Origin of the sequence: Intrasporangium zincisolvens (assembly GCF_034724055.1) — a bacterium.
GTDB classification, from domain to species: Bacteria; Actinomycetota; Actinomycetes; order Actinomycetales; family Dermatophilaceae; genus Monashia; species Monashia zincisolvens.
In genome coordinates, this window is the sequence record NZ_JAWIIL010000002.1 from 858,332 (window position 1) to 881,177 (window position 22,846).

Here is a 22,846-nt window from a genome sequence, read left to right on the forward strand (position 1 = left end):
AAGGAGGTTCGCATGAGCGAGGAACGACGGCTCATGGTGCTGCAGGCGATCGTCCAGGACTACGTGCAGACGTCCGAGCCGGTCGGCAGCAAGGCGCTCGTCGAGCGCCACCACCTCGGCGTCAGCGCCGCGACCGTGCGCAACGACATGGCCCAGCTCGAGGAGGAGGGCCTGATCCACGCCCCCCACACCTCGGCCGGACGCGTGCCCACCGACGCCGGCTACCGCCTCTTCGTCGACCGCCTGGGCGGCGTCAAGCCCCTCGGCGCGGGGGAGCGGCGCGCCATCACCCAGTTCCTCGAGGGCGCCGTCGACCTCGACGACGTCGTCGACCGCACCGTGCGGCTCCTCGCGGGTCTGACGCGCCAGGTGGCGGTCGTCCAGTACCCCTCGCTGACCCGCTCGACGATCCGCCACGTCGAGCTCGTGCCGGTCGGCGCCACGCACGCGATGGCCGTCCTCATCGTCAACACCGGACGCGTCGAGCAGCGCGTCGTCGACACCGGGCGCGTCCTCGCCGACACCGACGGCGAGGCGTTCGTGTCGGGCCTGCGCGCACGGATCAACGAGGTGTCGGCGGGAGTGCCCTTCACCGTCGCGGCCACCCGGCTGCGTCGCCTCGTCGAGGACACCCCCAACGCCGACCGCGCCGCCACCGAGGCCATCGTCTCGGCGCTCACCGACCTCCTCGTCGAGGAGCGCGAGGAGCGCGTCGTCCTCGCCGGCCAGGCCAACCTCGCCCGGGCCGGCACCGACTTCGGCCGCGCCATCGGCCCGATCCTCGAGGCGCTCGAGGAGCACGTCACGCTGCTGCGCCTGCTCGGCCAGCTGGGCGACGACCCCGAGCTCGTCTCGGTGCGCATCGGCTCGGAGAACCCCGTGTCGGGCCTCAAGACCACCTCGCTCGTGTCGATGGGGTACGGGTCTGGCACCGAGCGCATCGCGAGCCTCGGCGTCCTCGGCCCCACCCGCATGGACTACCCGACGACCATGGCGTCGGTGCGGGCCGTGGCGCGCTACGTGTCCGAGATCCTCGACGACAACCGCGCCACCTGACCCACCCCCGGCACGCGGGGCCCCGCCCGGCGCCGACCACCGCACGACGACCCGACGACCGCACCCACGGAACCGAAGGAACACCCGCTTGAACGACTACTACGCCGTCCTCGGAGTCTCCCGCGACGCGAGCCAGGAGGAGATCAAGAAGGCGTACCGCAAGCTCGCGCGCCGGCTGCACCCCGACGTCAACCCCGGGCCGGAGGCCGAGGAGGAGTTCAAGCGGGTCTCGCAGGCCTACGACGTCCTCTCCGACCCGCAGAAGCGGCGCCAGTTCGACACCGGGTCCGACCCGTTCGCGAGCGGCGGCGGGGCCGGCTTCGGTGCCGGCGCCGGGTTCTCGTTCAGCGACGTCATGGACGCCTTCTTCGGCGCCGGCGCGACCGGCGCGCGCGGCCCGCGACCCCGCGTCCAGCGCGGTCAGGACGCCCTCGTGCGTCTCGACATCGACCTGTCCAAGGCCGTCTTCGGCTCCGAGGAGGAGCTGACCCTCGACACCGCCGTCGGCTGTGGCCGCTGCGGCGGCGACGGTGCCGAGCCGGGCACCGGTCGCCAGACCTGCCCGATCTGCAACGGTGCCGGCGAGATCCAGCAGATCCAGCGCAGCTTCCTGGGCCAGGTGATGACCTCGCGCCCCTGCGTCAACTGCCAGGGCTTCGGCGCGACGCTCACCGACCCCTGCCACGACTGCTCGGGCGACGGCCGCGTGCGCACCCGTCGCAGCCTGACGCTCAGGGTGCCGGCCGGCGTCGACACCGGCACGCGCATCCAGCTGACCGGCGAGGGCGAGGTGGGCCCCGGCAACGGCCCGCGCGCCGACCTCTACGTCGAGATCCGCGTCGTCAACCACGACGTGTACACGCGACGCGGCGACGACCTCCACGCGAGCGTCGAGCTGCCGATGGCCGCGGCCGCGCTCGGCACGACGATCAAGCTGTCGACCTTCGACGGCATGCAGGACCTCGAGATCAAGGCGGGCACGCAGAGCGGCGACGTGCTGACGCTGCGCGGGCTCGGCGTCACCCACCTGCGCCACGGCGGACGTGGCGACCTGCTCGTGCACGCCACCGTGCAGACCCCGACGAAGCTGACCGACGAGCAGCAGGAGCTGCTGCGCCAGTTCGCCGCGCTGCGCGGCGAGGAGCGACCCGAGGGGCGGCTCGCCCCGGCGAACAAGGGCATCTTCGGCAAGCTGCGCGACGCGTTCAAGGAGAAGTGACCGGCGGCGCGGCGCCGTCCCGCTGCGGCAGGATGGCGCCGTGACCCACCAGCTCTTCCTCGGCGACCCCGACGTCGTCGCCCGCGCCGTCGTCGGCTCGACGCTCGTCCTCGGCGGCGACGAGGGCCGGCACGCCGCCACCGTGGTGCGGCTGCGCGTCGGCGAGCGCTGCTACGTCGCCGACGGGCAGGGCCGACGCGTCCTGCTCGAGGCGACCCACGTCGAGCGCTCCGAGGTGGCCGGCACGGTCGTCGAGGTGAGCGAGGAGCCGGAGCCGGCGCCGCGACTCGTCCTCGTCCAGGCCCTCGCCAAGGGCGACCGCGACGAGCAGGCGATCGAGGCGGCCACCGAGCTCGGCGTCGACGAGGTCGTGCCCTGGCAGGCCGAGCGGTCGGTCGTCGTGTGGCGCGGAGAGCGGGCGGCCAAGTCGCTCGCCAAGTGGGCCGCCGTCGTCACCCGCGCGTCGAAGCAGTCGCGCCGGGCGCGCACCCCTGTGACGGCCGAGCACGTCGGCCTCGCGGCGCTCGCCGCCCGCGCCCGTGACAGTGCCCTGACGCTCGTGCTCCACGAGGACGCCACCGAACCGCTCGCCACCGTCGACCTGCCGACCGAGGGCGACGTGCTCGTCGTCGTCGGGCCCGAGGGCGGCATCAGCGGCCGTGAGCTCGACGCGCTCGTCGAGGCCGGCGCCCGGCCCGTGCGCCTCGGCTCGACGATCCTGCGGTCCTCCTCGGCCGGCCCCGCGGCGCTCGCCGTCCTGCTGGCCCGCTCCCGCTGGCGCTGAGCCACCGAGCCACCGAGCCACTCCTGACCTCTCGACGGGCGGGGAGCAGCCGAACGTGGCCTCTCGACGGGTGGGGTGCAGCCGAACGTGGCCACTCGACGGGTGGGGGAGCGAGCCGGGGCGGTGGGGGTCAGCGGACGGTGAAGGGAATGAGCTGCTCGGCGTCCGGTGACCCGTCCTTGGGACTCGACTCGAGGACCCGCACGACGTAGTCGCCGGCCGGGAGGGCCTTGGTACGGAACGTGTACGCGCCGCGCTCGGGGGCGCCCACCGACGCGGTGGTGTTGCCCGACGCGACGACCGACCCGCCGCGCAGCAGCTGCCACTCGACGTTGGCCTCGAAGGTGCTCGCGACGCCCTTGACGGTGAGCCGCTGCCCGGCCGGCACCGTGGCGCCGCGCGCGGGCTCGTCGACCCACAGTGGGGACAGGACGTCGTACACACCCATGGCGTCCCCCGGACGCTGGTGCGCCTGGCCCGAGGGCATGCCCGGCGCGACGTCACCGCCGCCCTTCACGACGAGCACGACCGGCTTCGTGCCCTGGCCCATGCCCGCCTGGGCCGTCCACACGAGCTGCTGCACGGCGAGGTCGGCCGACGCCGCCGCTCCACTCGGCAGGCCGTCGGAGAGCGTCACGACGATGCGTCCCGAGCCGTCGAGCGTCACCGACACCGGGCTCACGCCAACCCATGGCGACACGTACGCCGACGACGAGGGCACGTTTCCCATGGCGAGCTTCAGGGCGGCGAGCGCGCGCCCCTCGGGCCGAGCGGGGGTCGTGACCGAGGTGCGGACGAACTCGCGGAACAGGCGCAGGTCGGACGCGCCCGACGAGCCGCCCGTGACGAGGGGGCCGACGTAGTACACGGGCACGCTGGCGCTCGTGGTGGCCGGCGGCACGGGCTGCGACGAGGGCCCCTGCGCGGTCTGGGTCGGGACGGTCGAGGGCTGGGTCGCCGACGGCGAGCTGCTCGCCGACGGGGCGCTCGTCGACGCGACCGCAGTCGTCGGCTGACCGGCGACCGGCGGCGTCGGGCTACCACCCCGGGTCGCGGCCCACACGCCACCCGCGACGAGGACGGCCGCGGCAGCCGCGGCCACGGGCACGAGCCACCGGTGCGGCCGCCCGCCGGGGCCGGTGGAGCCGCCGGGGCCGGTGCCGCCGGCGCGGGCCGGCGAGGTGCGGGCCTCGGTGAGGATGACCCCGAGGCGGTCGCTCGGGACGATGGCGGCGGCGTCGTCGGCCAGGCCGCGTCGCAGGCGCTCCTCGACGGGTCGCAGGGCGGCTCCGATGGCGACGAGGTCGTCGGCGCCCTCAGGGGGTCGGGTCGGGTCGGTGTTCATGAGGGCTCCCTGGGGTCGATGGTGCGGCGCAGCGCGCTCAGCCCGCGGTGGGCGTGCGTCTTGACGGCGCCGGCAGAGATGTCGAGGGTCCGGGCGATCTGCGCCTCGGAGAGGTCGGCGTAGTAGCGGAGCACGAGGACCTCGCGCTGACGTTCGGGCAGGTCACGCAGTGCGTCGGCCATGGCGTCGCGGCCCACGGCGTGCATCGCGTGCGTCTCGGCGCTGCCGACGGCGTCGCGTCCCGGCGCATCGGCGGCCGCTGCCTCACGGGCCGTGTGCCGGTCGACGACGACCGCGTGCCGCTGCACCGAGCGGCAGCCGTTGACGACCGCGGTCTGCAGGTAGGCGACGACACGGCCCGAGTCGCGGATGGAGGACCACTGCCGGTGCGTGGCCACGAACGCGTCCTGCACGACGTCCTCGGCGGCAGCCTGGTCGCGCAGGAGCAGCCAGCCGAGGCGCACGAGGCGGTCCCAGTGCGCGTGGTAGAGCTCGGTGACGGCGACGTCGGGGTCGACGGGCAGCTCACGGTGGGCGGCGTGACCCGGGGACGGGGGCAGCGGCGCGGGTCCGGCGGGGTCGCCCGGGCCTCCGGTGCCGCTGGGGCCTCCGGTGCCGAGACGCCCGGCCGGGCGGTCCACCCGGTCCGACGGCATACGCAACGTTCTCACGGACAGGAGACGCACAGGTGCACGTCCGGGTTGACACACCTAGGGTGCATCCATGACCTCGCACACCCCGGGTGACTGCCTGTTCTGCAAGATCGTCGCCGGCGACATCCCCTCCGACCGGGTGGCCGAGACCGAGCGCTCCATCGCCTTCCGCGACATCAGCCCGGCCGCGCCGGTGCACGTGCTCGTCGTGCCGCGCCGCCACGAGCCCACTGTCGGGGCGCTCGCCGCCGCCGCCGGCGAGGACCTCACCGACGTCTTCCGGCTCGCCCAGCAGGTCGCGGACGCCGAGGGCGTCGGCGATGCCCACCGGCTCATCGTCAACACCGGCAGCAGCGCGGGCCAGACGATCTTCCACGCGCACGTCCACGTGCTCGGCGGCGCGGCCTTCACCGAGAAGGGCATGGTGTGAGCGACCAGCGGCAGAACCCGGCCAGCGACGAGGGCGAGGCCGACGCGGGCCTCCCTTCGGCCACCACCGGTGCAGGGGACGCGTCCGGCACCTCGCGCACGTCGGGCTCGTCGGGCGCCTCGGGCGCCGACGCGTCGGGCGAGGGCCACCGGCCGGCGCCACCGACCGACGACCTCGTCACGACCCACCACACCCTGCGCGTCGGCCGGCGCCGGCTGCGCTACACGGCGACCACGGGCCGCGTCGTCCTGCGCGAGGAGGACCACAAGGACGGCACGTTCGGCGGGCACACGCCGCGTGCTGAGCTGTCGATGACGACGTACACCCTCGACGACGCCGACCCCCGGACGCGCCCGGTCACCTTCGCCTTCAACGGCGGGCCGGGCAGCTCGAGCGTCTGGCTGCACCTCGGCCTGCTCGGCCCGCGGCGGGTCGTCATGGGCGACGTCGGCGAGCTGACCCCGCCGCCCTACGACCTCGTCGAGAACCCCGAGTCGCTCCTGGCCGTCAGCGACCTCGTCTTCATCGACCCGATGTCGACCGGCTACTCCCGGGCCGTCGAGGGCGGCAAGGCGGGTGAGTACCACGGCTACCGCAAGGACATCGAGTCCGTCGGCGAGCTGATCCGGCTCTGGACCTCGCGGAACAAGCGGTGGATGTCGCCGAAGTTCGTGGCGGGGGAGTCCTACGGCACCTTGCGCGGCGCGGCCCTGGCCGAGCACCTCCAGGGCCGGTACGGCATGTACCTCAACGGCCTCATCCTCATCTCCAGCGTCCTCGACCTCGGCTCCATCGACTTCGAGAACCAGCGCAACGACCGCGCCCACGCGCTCTACCTGCCGACGTACGCCGCCGTCGCGCACTACCACGGCAAGCACGGACGCCGGTCGCTGCGCGCCGTCGTCGAGGAGGCCGAGGCGTACGCGTCGCGCGACTACCCGTGGGTGCTGGCCCGCGGCTCACGCCTGACGCGCCGCGAGCGGGCGGACGCGGTCGCCACCCTGGCGCGGCTCTCCGGCCTGAGCGAGGACTACGTCGACCGCGCCGACCTGCGCATCGAGCACTGGCGCTACTTCACCGAGCTGCTGCGCGACCAGCGGCTCTCGGTGGGTCGCCTCGACGCCCGGTTCACCGGCCCGGCGGCCGCGGCGTTCGCCGAGAACATGGACGCCGACCCGTCCCACGACGCCATCGCCGGCCCGTACGCGGCCGTCTGGAACCACTACGTGCGCGACGAGCTCGGCTACGAGAGCGACCTGCACTACGAACAGATCAGCCGGCTCGTCAACCCGTGGTCGTACAAGGAGTTCGAGGGCCGGCCGGTCGACGTCTCGCCGCTGCTCGAGCGGGCGATGCGCCAGAACCCGCACCTGCGGGTGCACGTCGCCTACGGCTACTACGACGGCGCGACGCCCCACTTCGCGGCCGAGGACGTCATCGCGCACCTGCAGCTGCCGCCGGAGCGCGTCGCCGCTGACGTCGAGCACGCGTACTACGAGGCCGGGCACATGATGTACGTCCACGAGCCCTCGCGTGTGCAGCAGAGCAAGGACCTCGCGGAATTCGTGGTGAGGTCCTCCGGCTCGCCCACGTAGACTCGTGGGCGAGATGAACGACCCATCGCCACGCGGCCACGAGCCCGACAGTCCCGACACTCCCGACAGCCCCGACGCCTCCCACGGCGTCGAGCCCACCGGCCCGGCCGGTGCGAGTGCCACCAGCGCTCCGAGGGCCACCAGCGGACCCGTCCTGACGCGGGAGATCCCACCGCCGGTCGAGATGGTCACCCTCCTCGGCCCGCGCGACGAGCTGCTGCGCACCATGGAGCGCCAGTTCCCGCTCGTCGACACCCACGTGCGCGGCAACGCGATGACGTTCTCCGGCCCGGCCGGCGAGCTCGACATCATCGACGGGCTCCTCGACGAGCTGCTCACCATCGTGGCCACCGGGCAGCCGCTCAACCGTGACGCCGTCGAGCGCTCGATCGGGATGCTGCGCAGCCAGACCAAGGAGCGGCCAGCGGACGTCCTGACGATGAACATCGTCAGCAACCGCGGCCGCACGATCCGACCGAAGACCCTCAACCAGAAGCGCTACGTCGACGCCATCGACGAGCACACCATCGTCTTCGGCATCGGCCCCGCAGGCACCGGCAAGACCTACCTGGCGATGGCCAAGGCCGTCGCGGCGCTGCAGGCCAAGCAGGTCAACCGCATCATCCTGACCCGTCCGGCCGTCGAGGCGGGCGAGCGGCTCGGCTTCCTGCCCGGCACCCTCAACGACAAGATCGACCCGTACCTGCGCCCGCTCTACGACGCGCTGCACGACATGGTCTCGCCCGAGACGATCCCCAAGCTCATGGCGTCGGGCACCATCGAGGTCGCGCCGCTGGCGTACATGCGCGGACGGTCGCTCAACGACGCGTTCATCATCCTCGACGAGGCCCAGAACACCTCGAGCGAGCAGATGAAGATGTTCCTGACGCGTCTCGGGTTCGGCAGCAAGATGGTCGTCACCGGCGACATCACCCAGGTCGACCTGCCCGGGGGCACCCACTCGGGGCTCGTGGTCGTGCGCGACATCCTCGACGGCGTCGAGGACATCCACTTCGCCGAGCTGACGTCCCACGACGTCGTGCGCCACCGCCTCGTCAGCGCCATCGTCGACGCCTACGACCGCAGCTCCTCGCGGCAGGAGCGCCGAGGCGCCCAGCGTCGCGACGCGCGTCGGGACGACCGACGCGAGCCGCGCGGGCGGGATCGCGGGCGCGAGCGGCCCCGGGAGACCGAGCGCAGCGTCGCACCGGACCAGGCCGGCGACGCCCGGGAGGCCGGCGCGTGAGCATCGACGTCCTCAACGAGACCGACGCCGACGTCGACGAGCTCGAGCTGCTGGCCTGCGCCAAGTACGTCATGGAGCAGATGCGCGTGCACCCGCAGGCCGACCTCTGCATCAAGCTCGTCGACGAGCCGGCCATGGAGGTCCTCCACGTGCAGTGGATGGACCTGCCCGGGCCCACCGACGTCATGAGCTTCCCGATGGACGAGCTGCGCCCCGGCCGCGAGGGCCAGGAGCCCGAGGAGGGCACGCTCGGCGACATCGTCCTGTGCCCGTCCGTGGCAACGAAGCAGGCGGTCGAGGCGGGGCACGCCCCGATCGAGGAGATGCTCCTGCTGACGACGCACGGCATCCTGCACCTGCTCGGCTACGACCACGCCGAGCCGGACGAGGAGCGCGAGATGTTCGAGCTGCAGCGCCAGCTGCTGCTGACGTTCCTCGCGACGCGCAACCGCCCCGGCGCCTGAGGCCAGCGTGCTACCGCAGCTCGTCCTCCCGGCGCTCATCAGCATCGTCGTCGCCTTCGTCCTGTCCGCCTCCGAGGCCGCCATCTTCCGCATGTCGCGGGTGCGCGCCCAGGAGCTCTGGGACGAGGGCCGGTCCGGTGCCAAGTCGCTGCTCACGGTCGTGGCCGACTCGCCGGCCTACCTCGCCGTCATCGCCTTCCTCCGTGTCGTCGCCGAGGCCACGACCGCCGTGCTCGTCACGCTGGCCGTCGCCGGTGCGGTCGCCTCGACGTGGGGCCGGGCCCTCATCAGCATCGCGGTCATGGCCGTCGTCTCGTTCGTCGTCGTCGGGGTGTCGCCGCGCACCCTGGGCCGGCAGAACTACGACACCGTCGCGCTCTGGAGCGCCCCGTTCGCCGTCGGCCTGCGCCGGGTGCTCGGCCCGGTGGCCAAGCTGCTCGTCGTGCTCGGCAACGCCGTGACCCCGGGCAAGGGCTACTCCGACGGCCCGTTCCAGACCGAGTCCGAGCTGCGCGACCTCGTCGACATCGCCGGTGAGTCCGACGTCATCGAGCAGGACGAGCGGGAGATGATCCACTCGGTCTTCGAGCTCGGCGACACCGTGGCCCGCGAGGTCATGGTGCCGCGCACCGACATGGTGACCCTCGACGCCGACAAGACGCTCCGCAGCGCGATGTCGCTGTTCCTGCGCTCGGGCTTCTCCCGCATCCCCGTCGTCGGCGAGGACAGCGACGACGTGCGCGGCCTGCTCTACTTCAAGGACGTCGCGAGGCGCCTCACGGCCGCCCCGGAGGACGCCAAGCACCTCGCGGCCGAGGTGATGCGCCCGATGCACTTCGTGCCGGAGAGCAAGCCCGTCGACGACCTGCTGCGCGAGATGCAGCAGGAGCAGAACCACTTCGCGATCGTCGTCGACGAGTACGGCGGCACCGCCGGCCTCGTGACGATCGAGGACATCATCGAGGAGATCGTCGGCGAGATCGCCGACGAGCACGACCGCGAGGCGCCCGGCGTCGAGCAGCTCGAGGACGGCACGCTGCGCGTTCCGGCGTCGATGGACATCGACGACCTCGCCGAGCTGTTCGACGTCACGATCGACGAGGACGACGTCGACACCGTCGGCGGACTGCTGACGAAGGTCATCGGGCGCGTCCCGATCGTCGGCTCCACGGGCCGCATCGCGGGCCTCGAGCTGACGGCAGAGCGGATGGCCGGACGCCGCCACCGCGTCGCGTCGGTCATCGTGCACCGGGCGCAGGTGGAGGACACTGGCGCCGAGACGAGCGAGACGGAGGAGGCCCATGGCCACGCGAGCGGGCACTGACGACGGCAGCAGCAGCGGCACGGATGGCATGCGCGCCGAGAAGCCCTACCGGGCCGGGTTCGCCTGTCTCGTGGGCCGGCCCAACGCCGGCAAGTCGACGCTGACCAACGCCCTCGTCGGGCAGAAGGTCGCCATCACGAGCTCGAAGCCGCAGACCACCCGGCACACGATCCGCGGCGTCGCCACGACGCCCACGGCGCAGCTGATCCTCGTCGACACCCCGGGCCTGCACAAGCCGCGCACGCTGCTCGGCGAGCGGCTCAACGACCTCGTCCGCGAGACCCTCCTCGAGGTCGACGTCATCGGCTTCTGCCTCCCGGCCGACCAGCGTCCGGGGCCGGGCGACGCGTTCATCGCGAACGAGCTCACCGAGCTGCGCTCGGTGCGCCGGCGACCGGTGGTGGCCATCGCCACCAAGGCCGACGCCGTCGACCGCGACCGCCTCGCCGAGCACCTCATCGCCATCGACCGGCTGGGGGAGTGGGACGCGATCATCCCGTGCTCGGCGGTGTCGGGCGAGCAGGTCGAGCAGGTGCGCGACCTCCTCGCCTCCTACCTGCCGGTGTCGCCGCAGCTCTACCCGGACGGCGTCCTGACCGACGAGCCGGAGGCGGTCATGATCGCCGAGCTCGTCCGCGAGGCCGCGCTCGAGGGCGTGCGCGACGAGCTGCCACACTCGCTGGCCGTCGTCGTCGAGGAGATGGTGCCGCGCGAGGACCGCCCCGCGGACAAGCCCCTGCTCGACGTCCGGGTCAACGTCTTCGTCGAGCGGCCGAGCCAGAAGGCGATCGTCATCGGCCGGGGCGGCTCGCGGCTGCGCGAGGTGGGCACCAACGCCCGCAAGGGGATCGAGGCGCTGCTCGGGCAGAAGGTCTTCCTCGACCTGCACGTCAAGGTCGCCAAGGACTGGCAGCGCGACCCGAAGCAGCTCCAGCGCCTCGGGTTCTGAGGCGTTCAGCCGCGTCCTGTGCGACCCGACTCCCGTCGGGGCGGTGACCGGTGCGGTCGTCGGCGAACCGACCGCACCGGCGGGTGTGGCTCAGAGGCGGATCGTCCAGACCTCATTGCCGAGCGTCACGACGTAGGCCGTGTGCCCGACGATCTGGAAGGACACCGGCCGGTTCAGGCCGGTGGCGACGGCCGTCATCGACCCGTCGTGGGTGACGCGCATCAGCGCGCCGGTGTTCGGCTCGGCGGGTGAGCCGGCCGGGTGCCCGGGCACGAAGTAGCCCTGGCTCAGCACGTACAGCCGTGAACCGGGCCCGAACTTCACGTCCACGGCCAGGCGCGCCCCCGCCGCCACCTGGGTGGGCGGTCCGAAGTGCTTGCCGAAGGTCACGACGCGGCCCTCGGCAGGCAGGTGCGGCGTCGGCCCGGCGAGCGCCAGGTAGACGCGTCCGTCCCGTGACGTCAGGCCGGTCGGCACGACGTCGGGCAGGGTCTCGACCTCCCTGATGGCACCGCACAGCGTCACCTGCAGCACCCGGTTGTGGTGTCCGTCGGTGACGAGGAACGCGCCCCGGTAGGGCAGCATCGCGAACTGCACTCCGGACGGGATGAAGAAGTCGGTCTTCGGCGGGTGGCTCCGGGACCACGCGCCGATGTCGGCGACGACGGTGGAGTGGTGCCGGCCGTCGATGCGGTAGATCCCGTCGACCGCCGTTCCGCCGGTCTCGGGTCCGACGAGCGCGACGAGGGCGTACGCCTTCCCGTCGAGGAAGGCGACGTCCATGACGCCACCGATCCCCGGAGGGTTCTTCTGCTTCGGGAGGCCGCTCGCGAACGTCGTGCGGGCCCCGGTGTGGCGGTCGATGCGGCTGATCCGTCCGGCCGAGCCTTCCGCGACGTAGAGAGCACCGTCGGGCCCGATGGCGCTCCCGAAGGCCCCGCGCAGACCGGAGACCAGCAGGTGCGGGGTCGTGGGGTGGTTCGTGGGGTGCCTCGTGCGCTGCGACGCCCACGACGTCGGTGGCGCGACCGCCACCGTCAACGCCACCACCAGGGCGGCGATCCATGAGATGAGTTTCTTCATGGCCCTTGCTCCTCAGTGCCCCGGCGTCTCCAGGGCATCTGTCCAGCGTCCCGCCAGGCCACGGAGCGGGCGGACGAACGGAGCAAGACCGGGGACGAGCACGACAAACGGCGCCCCGGGTCGGGGACAGAGCGGGCCGTAGGGGACGGCGGTCTCATCATTCAGAAGCGTCGACCAGCATGTGGAACGGCCACTCCGGGCCTAGGCTGGAGGCGACGAGGAGGCAGCCATGAGCGTGCAGCCCGACCACGAGCTCGAGGTGCTCGAGGACGACCAGAACGTCCCGCCGCGCCCCGAGGAGCAGATCGCCGACGTCCGCGATGCGCCTGCCGCACCAGGCGATTCGACCGACGACGCCGCGCCGAACTCGGCATGAGCGAGGAGGCGCCCGACGCGTCAGGGGACCCCTGGGGTCGCGACGACCCACCCGCCGTCGCCGAGGCCGACCTGCCACCACTGCCGGAGTCCTTCGCCCGCATCGTGGCGGGCTTCGACACGGGTGAGGAGCTCGTCGTCGTCGGGGGCGACCGGTCGGGCGTTCCGGGAGCCGCGGAGCTGCCGGAGGTGGCACCCCTCGTGGCAGCCGGATGGCACCCCCTTCCGACCGGTCTCGAGGGAGAGGAGGTGGCCCTGCTGCCGGCGGTCTGGCCGGCCGAGCACCGGACCTCGGTGCTGGACCGGCTCCCGCGCTTCGCGTTCGTCTCCTACGGCGGTGACGACTTCTATCTCGAACCGGCCCGGGAGAGTGCCGAGCACGAACACTGGCAGCTGGCCCGCTCCGCGCGGTCGCTCGGCCTGCCGGTGCCGCCGCGCGGCCGGTTGTGGCTGCTGCGGTCACCGTGGCCCGGCCTGAGCGTCGCGAGCCTGTTCCTTCTCCTGCGCCAGGTGCGCGACGACGACGAGCTCGGCTGGGAGCCGAGCGGGATGATGGAGGCCGCCCGCCGGGTCCTGTCGGGCAGCGAGGAGCAGGCCTGGGCCCGATGGACCCGGCCGGAGGCTGCGGCCGCACGCGCGTGGCGCGGTCGCGACGCCCCGGGTCCGGAGGTGGACCGGTGGGTGGCGCTGCGGCTGGGCCCGGACGACGTCGAACGCCTCACGACACCCCTGGACCAGGATGGCGCGGGTCTGACGTCCGGGCAGGCCTTCACGTGGTGCGCGGTGACCTCCATGGGGGACAGGGCGGGCGCGGACGTCGTGCGCCACACGATCGAGTGGCGTCGGGCCGGGTTGCCGCCAGATGCCCCGGTCGGCCGGCTGGCGACCGTGATCTGGGAACGTCAGCCCGACGACGTCGCTCGTTGGCTGGTGGCCGGCTTCACCGCGGAGGACGTCGCTGCGTGGGAGGCCGTCGACCTGGCCCGGGCGGAGCGCTGGCGGCAGGCCGGGTTCGGCGCACGGGAGGCGCACGAGCTCGTGCTCGCCGACCCGACCGTGACTCCCGAGGAGGCCCGGGCCTTCGACGCGGCCGGCATCGAGCCGTCGCGCCGGGTGCGTTGGGTGGCGGCCGGGTTCTCGGCCGCCGAGGCGCGGGAGTGGACCGACCTCGACGTGGTCTCGTCGGAGGCGCGGGTCTGGCGGTCACAAGGAAAGGGGCCGGACGACGCCCGGTCGCAGCAGGCGGCGGGAGCACGCGGACACCTGCCCCTCGGGTTCGAGAGCGGGTGGGCGACGTTCGGACCCGACCGTGACGACATGGGCTTCGGGGTCACCGACCCGCCCGGGACGCGGGGGAGCCTGGCCGCAGAGCAGCCGATGGTGGACTGGGTCGGAATGCCGGGTGTCGTGCCTCCGGACTTCGGCGATCTCGCCCCCGACGTCGGGCTCGACCCCTAGCCTCGTCCCGCCGGCCCACGGACGGTCAGCGCGACAGGGGAGGGCGCATGCACCACACGTACACGGACGTCACGCACCGCACCGACCTGCCGACGCCCTATCCGGAGGTGGTGGCCGCCTTCGAGGCGGTCGCGTGGCGACGGCTCGGGCGGTACGCGCTCGAGCTGTCGCAGGAGGCGAGCGAGCGGCTCATGCGCGACTACGCCGAGCCGGCACGGTCGGAGTTCGCGGCCCATCTGCCCGACGTCGCCACGGTGCTGCTCTCGCCGGACGGCGAGACGGCTGCCTTCGTCTCGTGGTTCTGGGGCCAGCCCGCGGTCCGTCTCACCAGCGTCCTGGTAGACGGCACCCTCGTGGAGACGTCCCGGCTGTGGACGTGCAAGCCTCCCTGGCCCCGGGCCCTCCGGTCGGGCTGGGCGGGCATGGACGTGCGGCAGGAGGTCGAGAGGTCCAGCGTGCCGACCCGCGGCCGCTCGGTCCGCGGCGTGGTGTGCGAGGACCCGGCGAACCCGCCGGCGGTCGCCACCTTCGTCGACGCGCACCGCGCCCACGTCGCCGCGCTCGGCTCGACGCCGGTTCTCCTGGCCAGCGTCGACGACGCGATCGCCCTGCGACGCCAGGCATTCGCCCATGACCTCCGGGTGCGACGCAGAACGGCGGTGGCGGAAGGCGTCCTCGTGTTCCTCACCCTCGTCATGGTCGGGCAGGTCCTCGGGCAGGTTCCCTCGATCCGGGCCTGGCCGCCCGCGACCTTGGTCATCAGCAGCCTCGTCTTCCTCGTCTGGGCCCTGGTCCACGGTCGGCTCGTGCGGGTGCTGTCGTACGTGCGCTGGATCCGGCCCGCCTACCGGTAGGCCGGGACTCGCGGGCGGGACGCGGGTCTCAGGATGCGGGCAGCGGTCCCGAGGGGTGGACGCCGGCGCGTCGACCGGCATACGGTGAAGCCGTGCGTGCGGTGAGCCTCCTTCTTCGCTGCCGCGACGAGGCCTGATCCCCGGCCCTCCTCGTCGCGGAGTTTCCCGTGTCCGGCCGGACACCGAGCGAAACGCAGACGAAGAGAGTGACGCGATGATCCACCCCCAGCAGACGTCGGGAATGCCGTTCGGCAAGTACGTGCCGTTCCACGAGCAGATCCCGTTCGACCTGCCCGACCGCACCTGGCCGACCAAGCGCATCGAGCAGGCACCGCGCTGGTGCGCCGTCGACCTGCGCGACGGCAACCAGGCCCTCATCGACCCGATGAACTCCGAGCGCAAGCTGCGCATGTTCCAGCTGCTCGTGAAGATGGGCTACAAGGAGATCGAGATCGGCTTCCCGTCGGCGAGCCAGACCGACTTCGACTTCTGCCGCGAGCTCATCGAGGGTGGGCACATCCCCGACGACGTGACGATCCAGGTGCTGACGCAGTGCCGCGACCACCTCATCGAGCGGACCTTCGACGCGATCCGCGGCGCGAAGGAGGCGATCGTCCACTTCTACAACTCGACCTCGATCCTGCAGCGCCGCGTCGTCTTCGGCCTCGAACAGGACGGCATCATCGACATCGCGGTCCAGGGCGCACGCCTCATCAAGAAGCTCGAGGANTCGGCCTCGAACAGGACGGCATCATCGACATCGCGGTCCAGGGCGCACGCCTCATCAAGAAGCTCGAGGAGACCATCCCCGACACGACGATCTACTACGAGTACTCGCCCGAGTCCTACACCGGCACCGAGCTCGACTTCGCGATGCGCATCTGCAACGCGGTCATCGACGTCATCGACCCGACGCCGGACCACAAGATGATCGTCAACCTGCCCGCCACCGTCGAGATGATCACCCCGAACGTCTACGCCGACTCGATCGAGTGGATGGTGCGCCACCTCGACCGGCGCGAGTCGCTCGTCGTGAGCCTGCACCCGCACAACGACCGCGGCACGGGCGTCGCCGCCGCCGAGCTCGGCTACCTGGCCGGCGCCGACCGCATCGAGGGGTGCCTGTTCGGCAACGGCGAGCGCACCGGCAACGTCGACCTCGTCACCCTCGGCATGAACCTCTTCAGCCAGGGCGTCGACCCGCAGATCGACTTCGGCGACATCGACGAGATCCGCCGCACCGTCGAGTACTGCAACCAGCTGCCCGTCGGCGAGCGGCACCCCTACGGCGGCGACCTCGTGTTCACGGCGTTCAGCGGCTCGCACCAGGACGCCATCAAGAAGGGCTTCGAGGCGATGGAGGTCGAGGCCAAGGAGAAGGGCACGAGCGTCGACGACCTCGTCTGGGGCGTCCCCTACTTGCCCGTCGACCCGCACGACCTCGGACGCTCCTACGAGGCGGTCGTCCGCGTCAACAGCCAGTCCGGCAAGGGTGGCGTGTCGTACATCATGAAGTCCGAGCACCAGATGGACCTGCCGCGGCGGCTCCAGATCGAGTTCTCCGGCGTCGTGCAGCGCGGCGTCGACCAGGACGGCGGCGAGGTCGCCCCGGCCGAGCTGTGGGGCCGGTTCCAGGACGAGTACCTGCCCAACCCGGCCCAGCCGTGGGGTCGGTTCGAGCTCGTCAACGTCGTCACCGACTCGACGGTCGACGGCGAGAGCAGCATCGAGGCGACGGTCACCGACGGCGGTGAGCCCCTGACCGTCACCGGGCGCGGCAACGGCCCGATCGCAGCCTTCCTCGACGCCTTCATGACGATCGAGGGCGCCCCGGACATGCGCGTGCTCGACTACGCCGAGCACGCCCTGTCGGCCGGCGGCGACGCCCGGGCCGCGGCGTACGTCGAGTGCGCCATCGGCCCGCGGGTGCTGTGGGGTGTCGGCGTCGACTCGTCGATCGTGACGGCTTCGCTCAAGGCCGTCGTGTCCGCGTGCAACCGCGCCTACCGCGACCGCATCGCCGAGGAGGCGGCTGCCGGCGACGCCGCGGGGTGAGATGCCGCGGGGGCACGATGCCGCGGGCGTGAGATAGCGTCACCGTCCATGGACTCCGCCCTCGGCCGGACGCTGCTCCGGCTCGTCGGCGCCTGTCTGCTCGCCGTGGCGGTCGTCGGACTCGTCGCGCCGCGAGCCGTCAACACCCCGTACCGCTGGTACGTCGTGGTGCCGGCCTGCCTCGCTCTGGTGGCCGTGGCAGCGTTCGCCCGCTCACCGCGGTGGGTGCGCGCGCGCTGGGTCCGGCCGGTGCTGGCCGTGGTCGGCGGGGTGGTCGCGACGCTCGTCGGCCTCGCCGGGCGTTACGAGTACGGGTGGGACGCCCGCGTCGTCATGGACCTCGCGCGGGCGCTGCACGCCGGCCGCCCGGTCGGTGACGGCGGCTACGACTACCTGTCGCTCTACCCCAACAACCTGCCGCTCCTCGCGATCGACCGGGCCGGCGTCGAGGTGGGCTCGTGGGTGGGCTGGTCGCCCGACGCCGTGCTCATCGTCGTCACCGGCGTCTGCGTCACCGTGACGCTGCTCGCCGTCGACGCGCTCGTGCGCCGCGTGAGGGGACCGGGAGCCGCCATCGGCGCCCAGCTGGTGACGCTCGTCCTCGTCGGCACGAGCCCGTGGCTGACCGTCCCGTACACCGACTACTTCGCCATGCCGTTCCTCGCCGCCGGCGTGGCCTTGGCCGGACGGGCGCTGCTGCCCGGCGCCGCGAGCGCCGGCGAGGTGTCGGCGCGCGCCCGCACGGCACGCGTCCTGACATGGGTGGCGGCCGTGGTCTGCTACGGCGTCGCCTACGCGATCAAGACGACGCCGGCCGTCGTCGTCATCGCGACGGTGCTCACCGTCGTCGTCGCCGTGTTCGACGGCAACCACGCCCCCCGGGGACGGGTGACCGCCCTCGCCGGCTCCGTCGTGGCGGTGGTCGTGTTCCTCGGGATCGCCGTGGCGACGCCCGTCGTGTCGGCCCAGGCGGCCGGCGTCGACTCGAGCCGCCTGCGTGCCGACGTGACGCCCCCGGTCCTGTGGTGGCTCGCCAACGGGATGAACGAGCAGGTGGGGCCCGACGGCGTCGTCAGCTACGGCACCTACTCGCGCGACATGGTCGAGGCGATCGCGGGGCGCACCCCCGATCAGATGACCGACTACGCCCGCACCTACATCTCCGACCGGTGGGCCAAACGCGGGCCCGGGGGGACGCTGGCGTTCTACGCGGACAAGGTGGCGTGGAACTGGGGCGACGGCATGTTCTGGGCCTGGGGCGAGGGTCCCGACTCCCTGCCCGGCAGGCTCGCCGACGCCGATGGCACCGTCGGGGTCGTGCACTCGCTCAACGGGTTCCACGGGTCGGCGTATCCCTGGCGCGCCGACGTGACGCAGGCGCTCTGGCTCGCCGTTCTCCTCGTCGCGGGGGCCGGGCTGCTGCGCGCGCCCTACCGGCGTGACGTGCTGCTCGTGGCGCTCACGGTGCTCGGCATCGCGACGTTCACCCTGCTGTTCCAGGGCCGGTCGCGCTACGTGTTCACCTTCGCACCCCTCGTCGTCGCGCTGGCCGCCATGGTGCGGCTGCGTGCCGGGACGCGAGGGCGACGGGCGGGCGCCGTCACCGCCGCGACCGCCAACACGTCCGACGCCGGCTGAGCCGGCCCTCCGAGGACCGGCCCAGCCGCACGCGTCGAGGCGTCGGTCAGTCGATGGAGCCGCGCAGCACCGCGTCGACGGCAGCGCGGGCGGCCGCGTCGCCGCTGCGGCTCAGCTCGCCCGCCAGCGGTCGGTTCCACAGCCAGCAGTCGAGGTCGGCGGCCGTGCCGCACACCTCGGGAGCCGACGCGTCGTCCGAGGTGCCCGTGCCGTCCGTCGCGTCGGGCAAGGCGCCGCCGGCAGGGCCGTCGGCGACGAGGAAGCGCAGCAGGTCGATGTCGCGACCGTCGTAGGTGCCGGTGACGCGCACGGGGGTGACGGTCCACGCGTGCATGGTGTCGACGGTCGCGACGGTGACCGGCGCGCCGAGCTGCTCGTGCGACAGCCCGGGCTCGGGCTCGTAGCCGCGCATGATCCGCAGGGCCTCGTCGACGCCGTCGGCGGCCAGGCGGGCATCGATGGGGGTGCGGTCGGCCGGGGCGATGCCGGCGGTGGCCTCGGCGTCGAGGCGGTGGATGAGTGCCTCGTGCGCCTGCCGGCGGCGGATGTACCCGGCGGTGTGCTCGTCGGCCCACATCCACAGCTCGGTGTCGGCCGGCAGCTGCGACAGCTGCTCGTGCAGGCGGGCGCTCGAGGCGTCGAAGGCCGCGAGCAGGCCGGCGCGGTCCGCGGGTCGCTCCGGTCGGGTGTCGCTGTGCGCCTCGACCTGCTCGGACGTGGTCAGCCGGCCCTGGGCGATGCCGCCCCAGAACCACTGGACGTCGGCGAGGTGCCACAGCAGGTCGTCGGTGTCCCAGTCGGGGCACGTCGGCACGGTGGCCCCGGCCGGTGCGTCGGCCAGCACCTGGCGGAAGCGCGCCGAGTCGGCGGCGAGGTGGTCGAGGAAAGGAAGGTCTGCACCCGACGGGGCAGAGGGCATGCGGTGCTCCTGGTGGGATGTGGGGGTCAGCGGACTCCGGCGACGCGGAACTGCACGGAGATGCGCGGCCCCATCGGCTCGGACGTCTTGGGGACCGCATGGTCCCACGTGCGCTGGCAGGAGCCGCCCATCACGACGAGGTCACCATGCCCGAGCGGGTAGCGCAAGCTCTTTTGCGTGGTGCCGGGGATGCCGCCGCCGTCACGCGGGCGCAGGGCCAGGACGCGCGGCGAGCCGAGCGAGAGGATCGCGATCATCGTGTCACTGTCGCGCGAACGGCCGATGCGGTCGCCGTGCCAGGCGACGCTGTCGCGGCCGTCGCGGTAGAGGCAGAGACCCGCCGTGAGGAACGGCTCGCCGAGCTCCGACGCGTAGTGCGCGCTCAGCGCGTCGCGGGCCCGGTCGAGGAGGGGGTGGGGGAGGCGCTCGCCCGCCGCGTAGAACTTCGTGAGGCGGGGCACGTCGACGACGTTGTCGTACATCTGCCGCCGCTCGGCGTGCCACGGCACGTCGTGCAGCAGGGCCGAGAAGAGCTCGTCGCCGGCGGCGAGCCAGCCGGGGCGCACGTCGACCCACGCGCCGTGGGCGAGCGGGTGGCGACGCATCCCGGTGCCGACGTCGCGCAGCGTCATCTCGTCGGTGAGGTCGAGCAACGACCCCTGCAGGGTGAGGTCCATGCCGCCAGCGTAACCCAGAACGTCGAACACGTGTTCGACCTTCGTCGTGTCGTTCGAGCCCGGGCGCCCCGTCCTGACGGCTCCGCCCCACCGACGCGTCCGCCCCACCGGCGCGTGCGGTGCCACGTGGCGTCGGCGGCGGGGGAGAATGGGCCCATGCCCCTGTACCGCGACGAGGCGATCGTCCTGCGCACCCACAAGCTGGGCGAGGCCGACCGCATCATCACGATGCTGACCCGCACCCGCGGGCGCGTGCGGGCCGTGGCCAAGGGCGTGCGGCGCACCAAGTCGCGCTTCGGCTCCCGGCTCGAGCCCGGCATGGTCGTCGACGTGCAGTGCTACGAGGGGCGCAACCTCGACACCGTCACACAGGTCGAGACGCTGGCCCCGTACGGCGATGCCATCGCCCGTGATTACGCGGCCTACACGTGCGCCACCTCGATGCTCGAGACGGCACTGCAGCTGACCGAGGAGCACGAGCCGCAGACCCAGCAGTACCTGCTGCTCTCGGGGGCGCTGCGTTCTCTCGCCGAGCGCAGCCACGACCCCGGGCTCGTCCTCGACGCGTACCTGCTGCGCTCGCTCGCGGTCGCGGGCTGGGCGCCGAGCTTCGTCGACTGCGCCCGCTGCGGCGCCGACGGCCCGCACCGGGCCTTCAACGTCCAGGCCGGTGGGGCGGTCTGCTCCTCGTGCCGCCCGCCCGGCTCGACGGCGCCCGCACCCGAGACGTTCGAGCTGCTCGCGGCGCTGCTCTCGGGCGACTGGGAGCTCGCCGACGACAGCGACCCGCGCCACCGGCGTCAGGGCAACGGTCTCGTCTCGGCGTTCCTCCAGTGGCACGTCGAGCGCGGGCTACGCTCCCTGCGGCTCGTCGAACGCGCCTGAGCCGCAACCCGATCCGTCCACCGACCCGGAGAGCCATGACCCCCGCCACCCCGTACGCCCGCCCCTTCGCGCACCCGTCGGGTGCCACGGCACCGGTCATCCCGGCCGACCTGCTCCCGAAGCACGTGGCGATCGTCATGGACGGCAACGGCCGGTGGGCCAACCAGCGCGGGCTGCCGCGCACCAAGGGGCACGAGGCGGGCGAGGCGTCGTTGCTCGACGTCGTCGCCGGGGCGGTCGACGTCGGTGTGACGCACCTGTCGGCGTACGCCTTCTCGACGGAGAACTGGCGGCGTTCGCCCGAGGAGGTGCGCTTCCTCATGGGCTTCAACCGTGACGTCATCCGCCGCCGCCGCGACCAGCTGCACGAGTGGGGCGTGCGGATGCGGTGGGTCGGTCGCACGCCGCGGCTGTGGCGCTCGGTCATCAAGGAGCTCGAGATCGCCCAGGAGCTGACCCAGCACAACACGGGGCTGACCCTCTACTTCTGCGTCAACTACGGCGGTCGTGCCGAGATCGCCGACGCCGTTCAACGAATCGCCCACGACGTCAAGGACGGTCGCCTCCGGCCCGGCTCGGTCGACGAGAAGACGATCAAGAAGTACCTCGACGAGCCGACGATGCCCGACGTCGACCTCTTCGTCCGCTCCTCCGGCGAGCAGCGCACCTCCAACTTCCTGCTCTGGCAGTCGGCCTACGCCGAGATGGTGTTCCAGAACCGCCTGTGGCCCGACTACGACCGACGCGACCTCTGGGCCGCGATCGAGGAGTACGTCGCCCGCGACCGCCGTTACGGCGGCGCCGTCGACACCCCGACCCGGTCCTGACCGAGACAGCAGCCCGCACCGGCGCTCAGCGGTCGACGACGTTGACCTCGTACTGGCTTGCGGTGGGCGGGAACCCGGTGTCGAACTTCGCGTTGACGACCGCGAGCCGGTCACCGAACCGCGCGACCGTCGTCGGGGTCTCGAAGAGCGTGCTCGTCACAGTCTTGAGCAGGCGGCCGGACGACAGGTCGCCCGCCAGTCGGTACTCCGTCACCTGGTTGGAGAAGTTCTGCACGGCGTAGACCGTGCGCCCCTCGAGAAGGATCCCGTCGACGCTCGGCACGGACACCCCGGCGATCGTCGCGCTGGCGCCCGTCGTGGGGTCGACGGTGTTGAGCACGGCCGAGTTCGTGTGCGCGACGACGAGGGTGCGGCCGTCCGCGGTTGCCTGGATGCCGTTGTTGTTGAAGCCGGTCTTCAGCACTGCTGCCGGTCCGTGCAGGCGCAGCGTCCGTGCTGCCTTGCCGAGGACCCCGCTGCGACTCAGCGGGACGAGGTACAGCTGGGCCTGCGAGGAGTCGGTGAACCACGCTCCGGCGCTCGTCACCGCGACGTCGTTGATCACCGGGTTGGTGACCGGGCTCTGCGGCGTCAGCTGGTAGGCGGCCAGGGGCCTGCCGGTCCGGAGGTCGTAGACGTAGGCCTGCCCGGTGAAGCCGCCTGCGACGAAGAGGAGCGAGTGGGCGAGGTCGACCCGCAGGCCGAGCGCCATCCGCCCGGCCGGCGCGTGGATGAACAGGGAAGCCCTGCCGGTCCGCACGTCGCCGCGGTAGATGTTGCCGGTGAAGATCTCGCCGGCGTAGAACGTCGACCCGGCGCCGCGCGCGATGCCTTCGGCCGAGTGCGCGCCGGGCAGGACGATCTGCTTCTCCCGGTGCGCCGTCCGCGGCGGCGCGGCCGCGCCGCCGAGTGCCGTCAGGCCGATGAGCCCGACGGCTGCCACCACGGAAGCCACGAACCGCTTGGTGAGTCCCCTCATCCCGACACCCCTCTCGCGCGGCGTCGCAGCA

General features: G+C 72.7%; 21 protein-coding genes and 1 pseudogene. 16 read left to right on the top strand and 6 right to left on the bottom strand.

The features are described 5' to 3' along the window. Positions 1-12: 12 nt before the first annotated feature. The 3 genes from hrcA (at position 13) to RY076_RS08280 (ending at position 3,059) form a co-directional block, all read left to right on the top strand. Positions 13-1,056: a heat-inducible transcriptional repressor HrcA gene (gene hrcA / locus RY076_RS08270; protein ID WP_323097129.1), complete on the top strand. Its 1,044-nt coding sequence runs from the start codon at positions 13-15 to the stop codon at positions 1,054-1,056. Positions 1,057-1,144: 88 nt separating this feature from the next. Beyond that, a complete protein-coding gene (gene dnaJ / locus RY076_RS08275) occupies positions 1,145-2,275 on the top strand; it encodes a molecular chaperone DnaJ (protein WP_323097130.1) in 1,131 nt (376 codons plus the stop codon). 40 nt (positions 2,276-2,315) lie between these two features. Then, positions 2,316-3,059, top strand: coding sequence for a 16S rRNA (uracil(1498)-N(3))-methyltransferase (locus tag RY076_RS08280; protein WP_323097132.1), 744 nt, complete (start codon positions 2,316-2,318; stop codon positions 3,057-3,059). A gap of 130 nt (positions 3,060-3,189) precedes the next feature. On the opposite strand, the gene RY076_RS08285 is transcribed toward RY076_RS08280, so the two are convergent. Further along, positions 3,190-4,404: a Gmad2 immunoglobulin-like domain-containing protein gene (locus RY076_RS08285; protein WP_323097133.1), complete on the bottom strand. Its 1,215-nt coding sequence runs from the start codon at positions 4,402-4,404 to the stop codon at positions 3,190-3,192. Then, positions 4,401-5,060: a SigE family RNA polymerase sigma factor gene (locus RY076_RS08290; protein WP_323097134.1), complete on the bottom strand. Its 660-nt coding sequence runs from the start codon at positions 5,058-5,060 to the stop codon at positions 4,401-4,403. Before RY076_RS08290 ends, RY076_RS08285 begins: the two co-directional genes overlap by 4 nt. 67 nt (positions 5,061-5,127) lie before the next feature. Here RY076_RS08290 and RY076_RS08295 point away from each other — a divergent pair, with 67 nt between their 5' ends. From RY076_RS08295 to era, 6 genes are read left to right on the top strand one after another with little or no spacing between them, the layout of a single operon-like run. After that, the gene (locus tag RY076_RS08295; protein WP_323097135.1) at positions 5,128-5,487 is read left to right on the top strand and encodes an HIT domain-containing protein; all 360 of its coding nucleotides are present in this window, start codon (positions 5,128-5,130) and stop codon (positions 5,485-5,487) included. Further along, positions 5,484-7,082: a S10 family peptidase gene (locus RY076_RS08300; protein WP_323097136.1), complete on the top strand. Its 1,599-nt coding sequence runs from the start codon at positions 5,484-5,486 to the stop codon at positions 7,080-7,082. Before RY076_RS08295 ends, RY076_RS08300 begins: the two co-directional genes overlap by 4 nt. A 13-nt stretch (positions 7,083-7,095) precedes the next feature. Continuing rightward, a complete protein-coding gene (locus RY076_RS08305; RefSeq protein ID WP_413785743.1) occupies positions 7,096-8,328 on the top strand; it encodes a PhoH family protein in 1,233 nt (410 codons plus the stop codon). After that, the gene (ybeY, locus tag RY076_RS08310) at positions 8,325-8,792 is read left to right on the top strand and encodes an rRNA maturation RNase YbeY (protein WP_323097137.1); all 468 of its coding nucleotides are present in this window, start codon (positions 8,325-8,327) and stop codon (positions 8,790-8,792) included. The genes RY076_RS08305 and ybeY overlap by 4 nt, the downstream gene beginning before the upstream one ends. A gap of 7 nt (positions 8,793-8,799) precedes the next feature. After that, entirely contained in the window at positions 8,800-10,116 is a 1,317-nt protein-coding gene (locus tag RY076_RS08315; RefSeq protein ID WP_323097138.1) for a hemolysin family protein, read from the top strand. Positions 10,117-10,144: 28 nt separating this feature from the next. Then, positions 10,145-11,065, top strand: a complete 921-nt coding sequence (gene era, locus RY076_RS08320; RefSeq protein WP_323097210.1) for a GTPase Era — start codon at positions 10,145-10,147, stop codon at positions 11,063-11,065. A gap of 90 nt (positions 11,066-11,155) precedes the next feature. On the opposite strand, the gene RY076_RS08325 is transcribed toward era, so the two are convergent. Beyond that, on the bottom strand, positions 11,156-12,148 hold the full coding sequence (locus RY076_RS08325) for a ScyD/ScyE family protein (RefSeq protein ID WP_323097139.1): 993 nt from the start codon (positions 12,146-12,148) through the stop codon (positions 11,156-11,158). A 229-nt stretch (positions 12,149-12,377) separates the two neighbouring features. On the opposite strand from RY076_RS08325, the gene RY076_RS08330 reads away from it, so the two are divergent. The 5 genes and pseudogenes from RY076_RS08330 (at position 12,378) to RY076_RS08350 (ending at position 18,528) form a co-directional block, all read left to right on the top strand. Further along, entirely contained in the window at positions 12,378-12,524 is a 147-nt protein-coding gene (locus tag RY076_RS08330; RefSeq protein ID WP_323097140.1) for a hypothetical protein, read from the top strand. Next, a complete protein-coding gene (locus tag RY076_RS08335) occupies positions 12,521-13,981 on the top strand; it encodes a hypothetical protein (RefSeq protein ID WP_323097141.1) in 1,461 nt (486 codons plus the stop codon). Before RY076_RS08330 ends, RY076_RS08335 begins: the two co-directional genes overlap by 4 nt. Before the next feature lie 47 nt (positions 13,982-14,028). Continuing rightward, positions 14,029-14,835 (top strand): hypothetical protein, encoded by an 807-nt coding sequence (locus tag RY076_RS08340; RefSeq protein WP_323097142.1) that lies wholly within the window; start codon positions 14,029-14,031, stop codon positions 14,833-14,835. Between the two features lie 214 nt (positions 14,836-15,049). Then, positions 15,050-16,890: pseudogene (gene leuA, locus RY076_RS08345) on the top strand (2-isopropylmalate synthase). Between the two features lie 48 nt (positions 16,891-16,938). Beyond that, the gene (locus RY076_RS08350; protein ID WP_323097143.1) at positions 16,939-18,528 is read left to right on the top strand and encodes a hypothetical protein; all 1,590 of its coding nucleotides are present in this window, start codon (positions 16,939-16,941) and stop codon (positions 18,526-18,528) included. Between the two features lie 46 nt (positions 18,529-18,574). Here the strand turns inward: RY076_RS08350 and RY076_RS08355 are convergent, their stop codons facing one another. Beyond that, positions 18,575-19,447: a maleylpyruvate isomerase family mycothiol-dependent enzyme gene (locus RY076_RS08355; RefSeq protein WP_323097144.1), complete on the bottom strand. Its 873-nt coding sequence runs from the start codon at positions 19,445-19,447 to the stop codon at positions 18,575-18,577. A 26-nt stretch (positions 19,448-19,473) separates the two neighbouring features. Next, the gene (locus RY076_RS08360) at positions 19,474-20,124 is read right to left on the bottom strand and encodes an alpha-ketoglutarate-dependent dioxygenase AlkB (protein ID WP_323097145.1); all 651 of its coding nucleotides are present in this window, start codon (positions 20,122-20,124) and stop codon (positions 19,474-19,476) included. A gap of 156 nt (positions 20,125-20,280) precedes the next feature. Between RY076_RS08360 and recO the strand changes: the two genes are divergently transcribed. Both recO and RY076_RS08370 read left to right on the top strand, forming a co-directional pair. Then, positions 20,281-21,009: a DNA repair protein RecO gene (recO, locus tag RY076_RS08365; RefSeq protein WP_076260986.1), complete on the top strand. Its 729-nt coding sequence runs from the start codon at positions 20,281-20,283 to the stop codon at positions 21,007-21,009. 35 nt (positions 21,010-21,044) lie between these two features. Continuing rightward, complete coding sequence (locus RY076_RS08370; RefSeq protein ID WP_323097146.1) at positions 21,045-21,836, top strand: isoprenyl transferase; 792 nt, start codon at positions 21,045-21,047, stop codon at positions 21,834-21,836. Positions 21,837-21,861: 25 nt separating this feature from the next. Here the strand turns inward: RY076_RS08370 and RY076_RS08375 are convergent, their stop codons facing one another. Continuing rightward, the gene (locus RY076_RS08375; RefSeq protein WP_323097149.1) at positions 21,862-22,815 is read right to left on the bottom strand and encodes a hypothetical protein; all 954 of its coding nucleotides are present in this window, start codon (positions 22,813-22,815) and stop codon (positions 21,862-21,864) included. Positions 22,816-22,846: the final 31 nt, after the last annotated feature.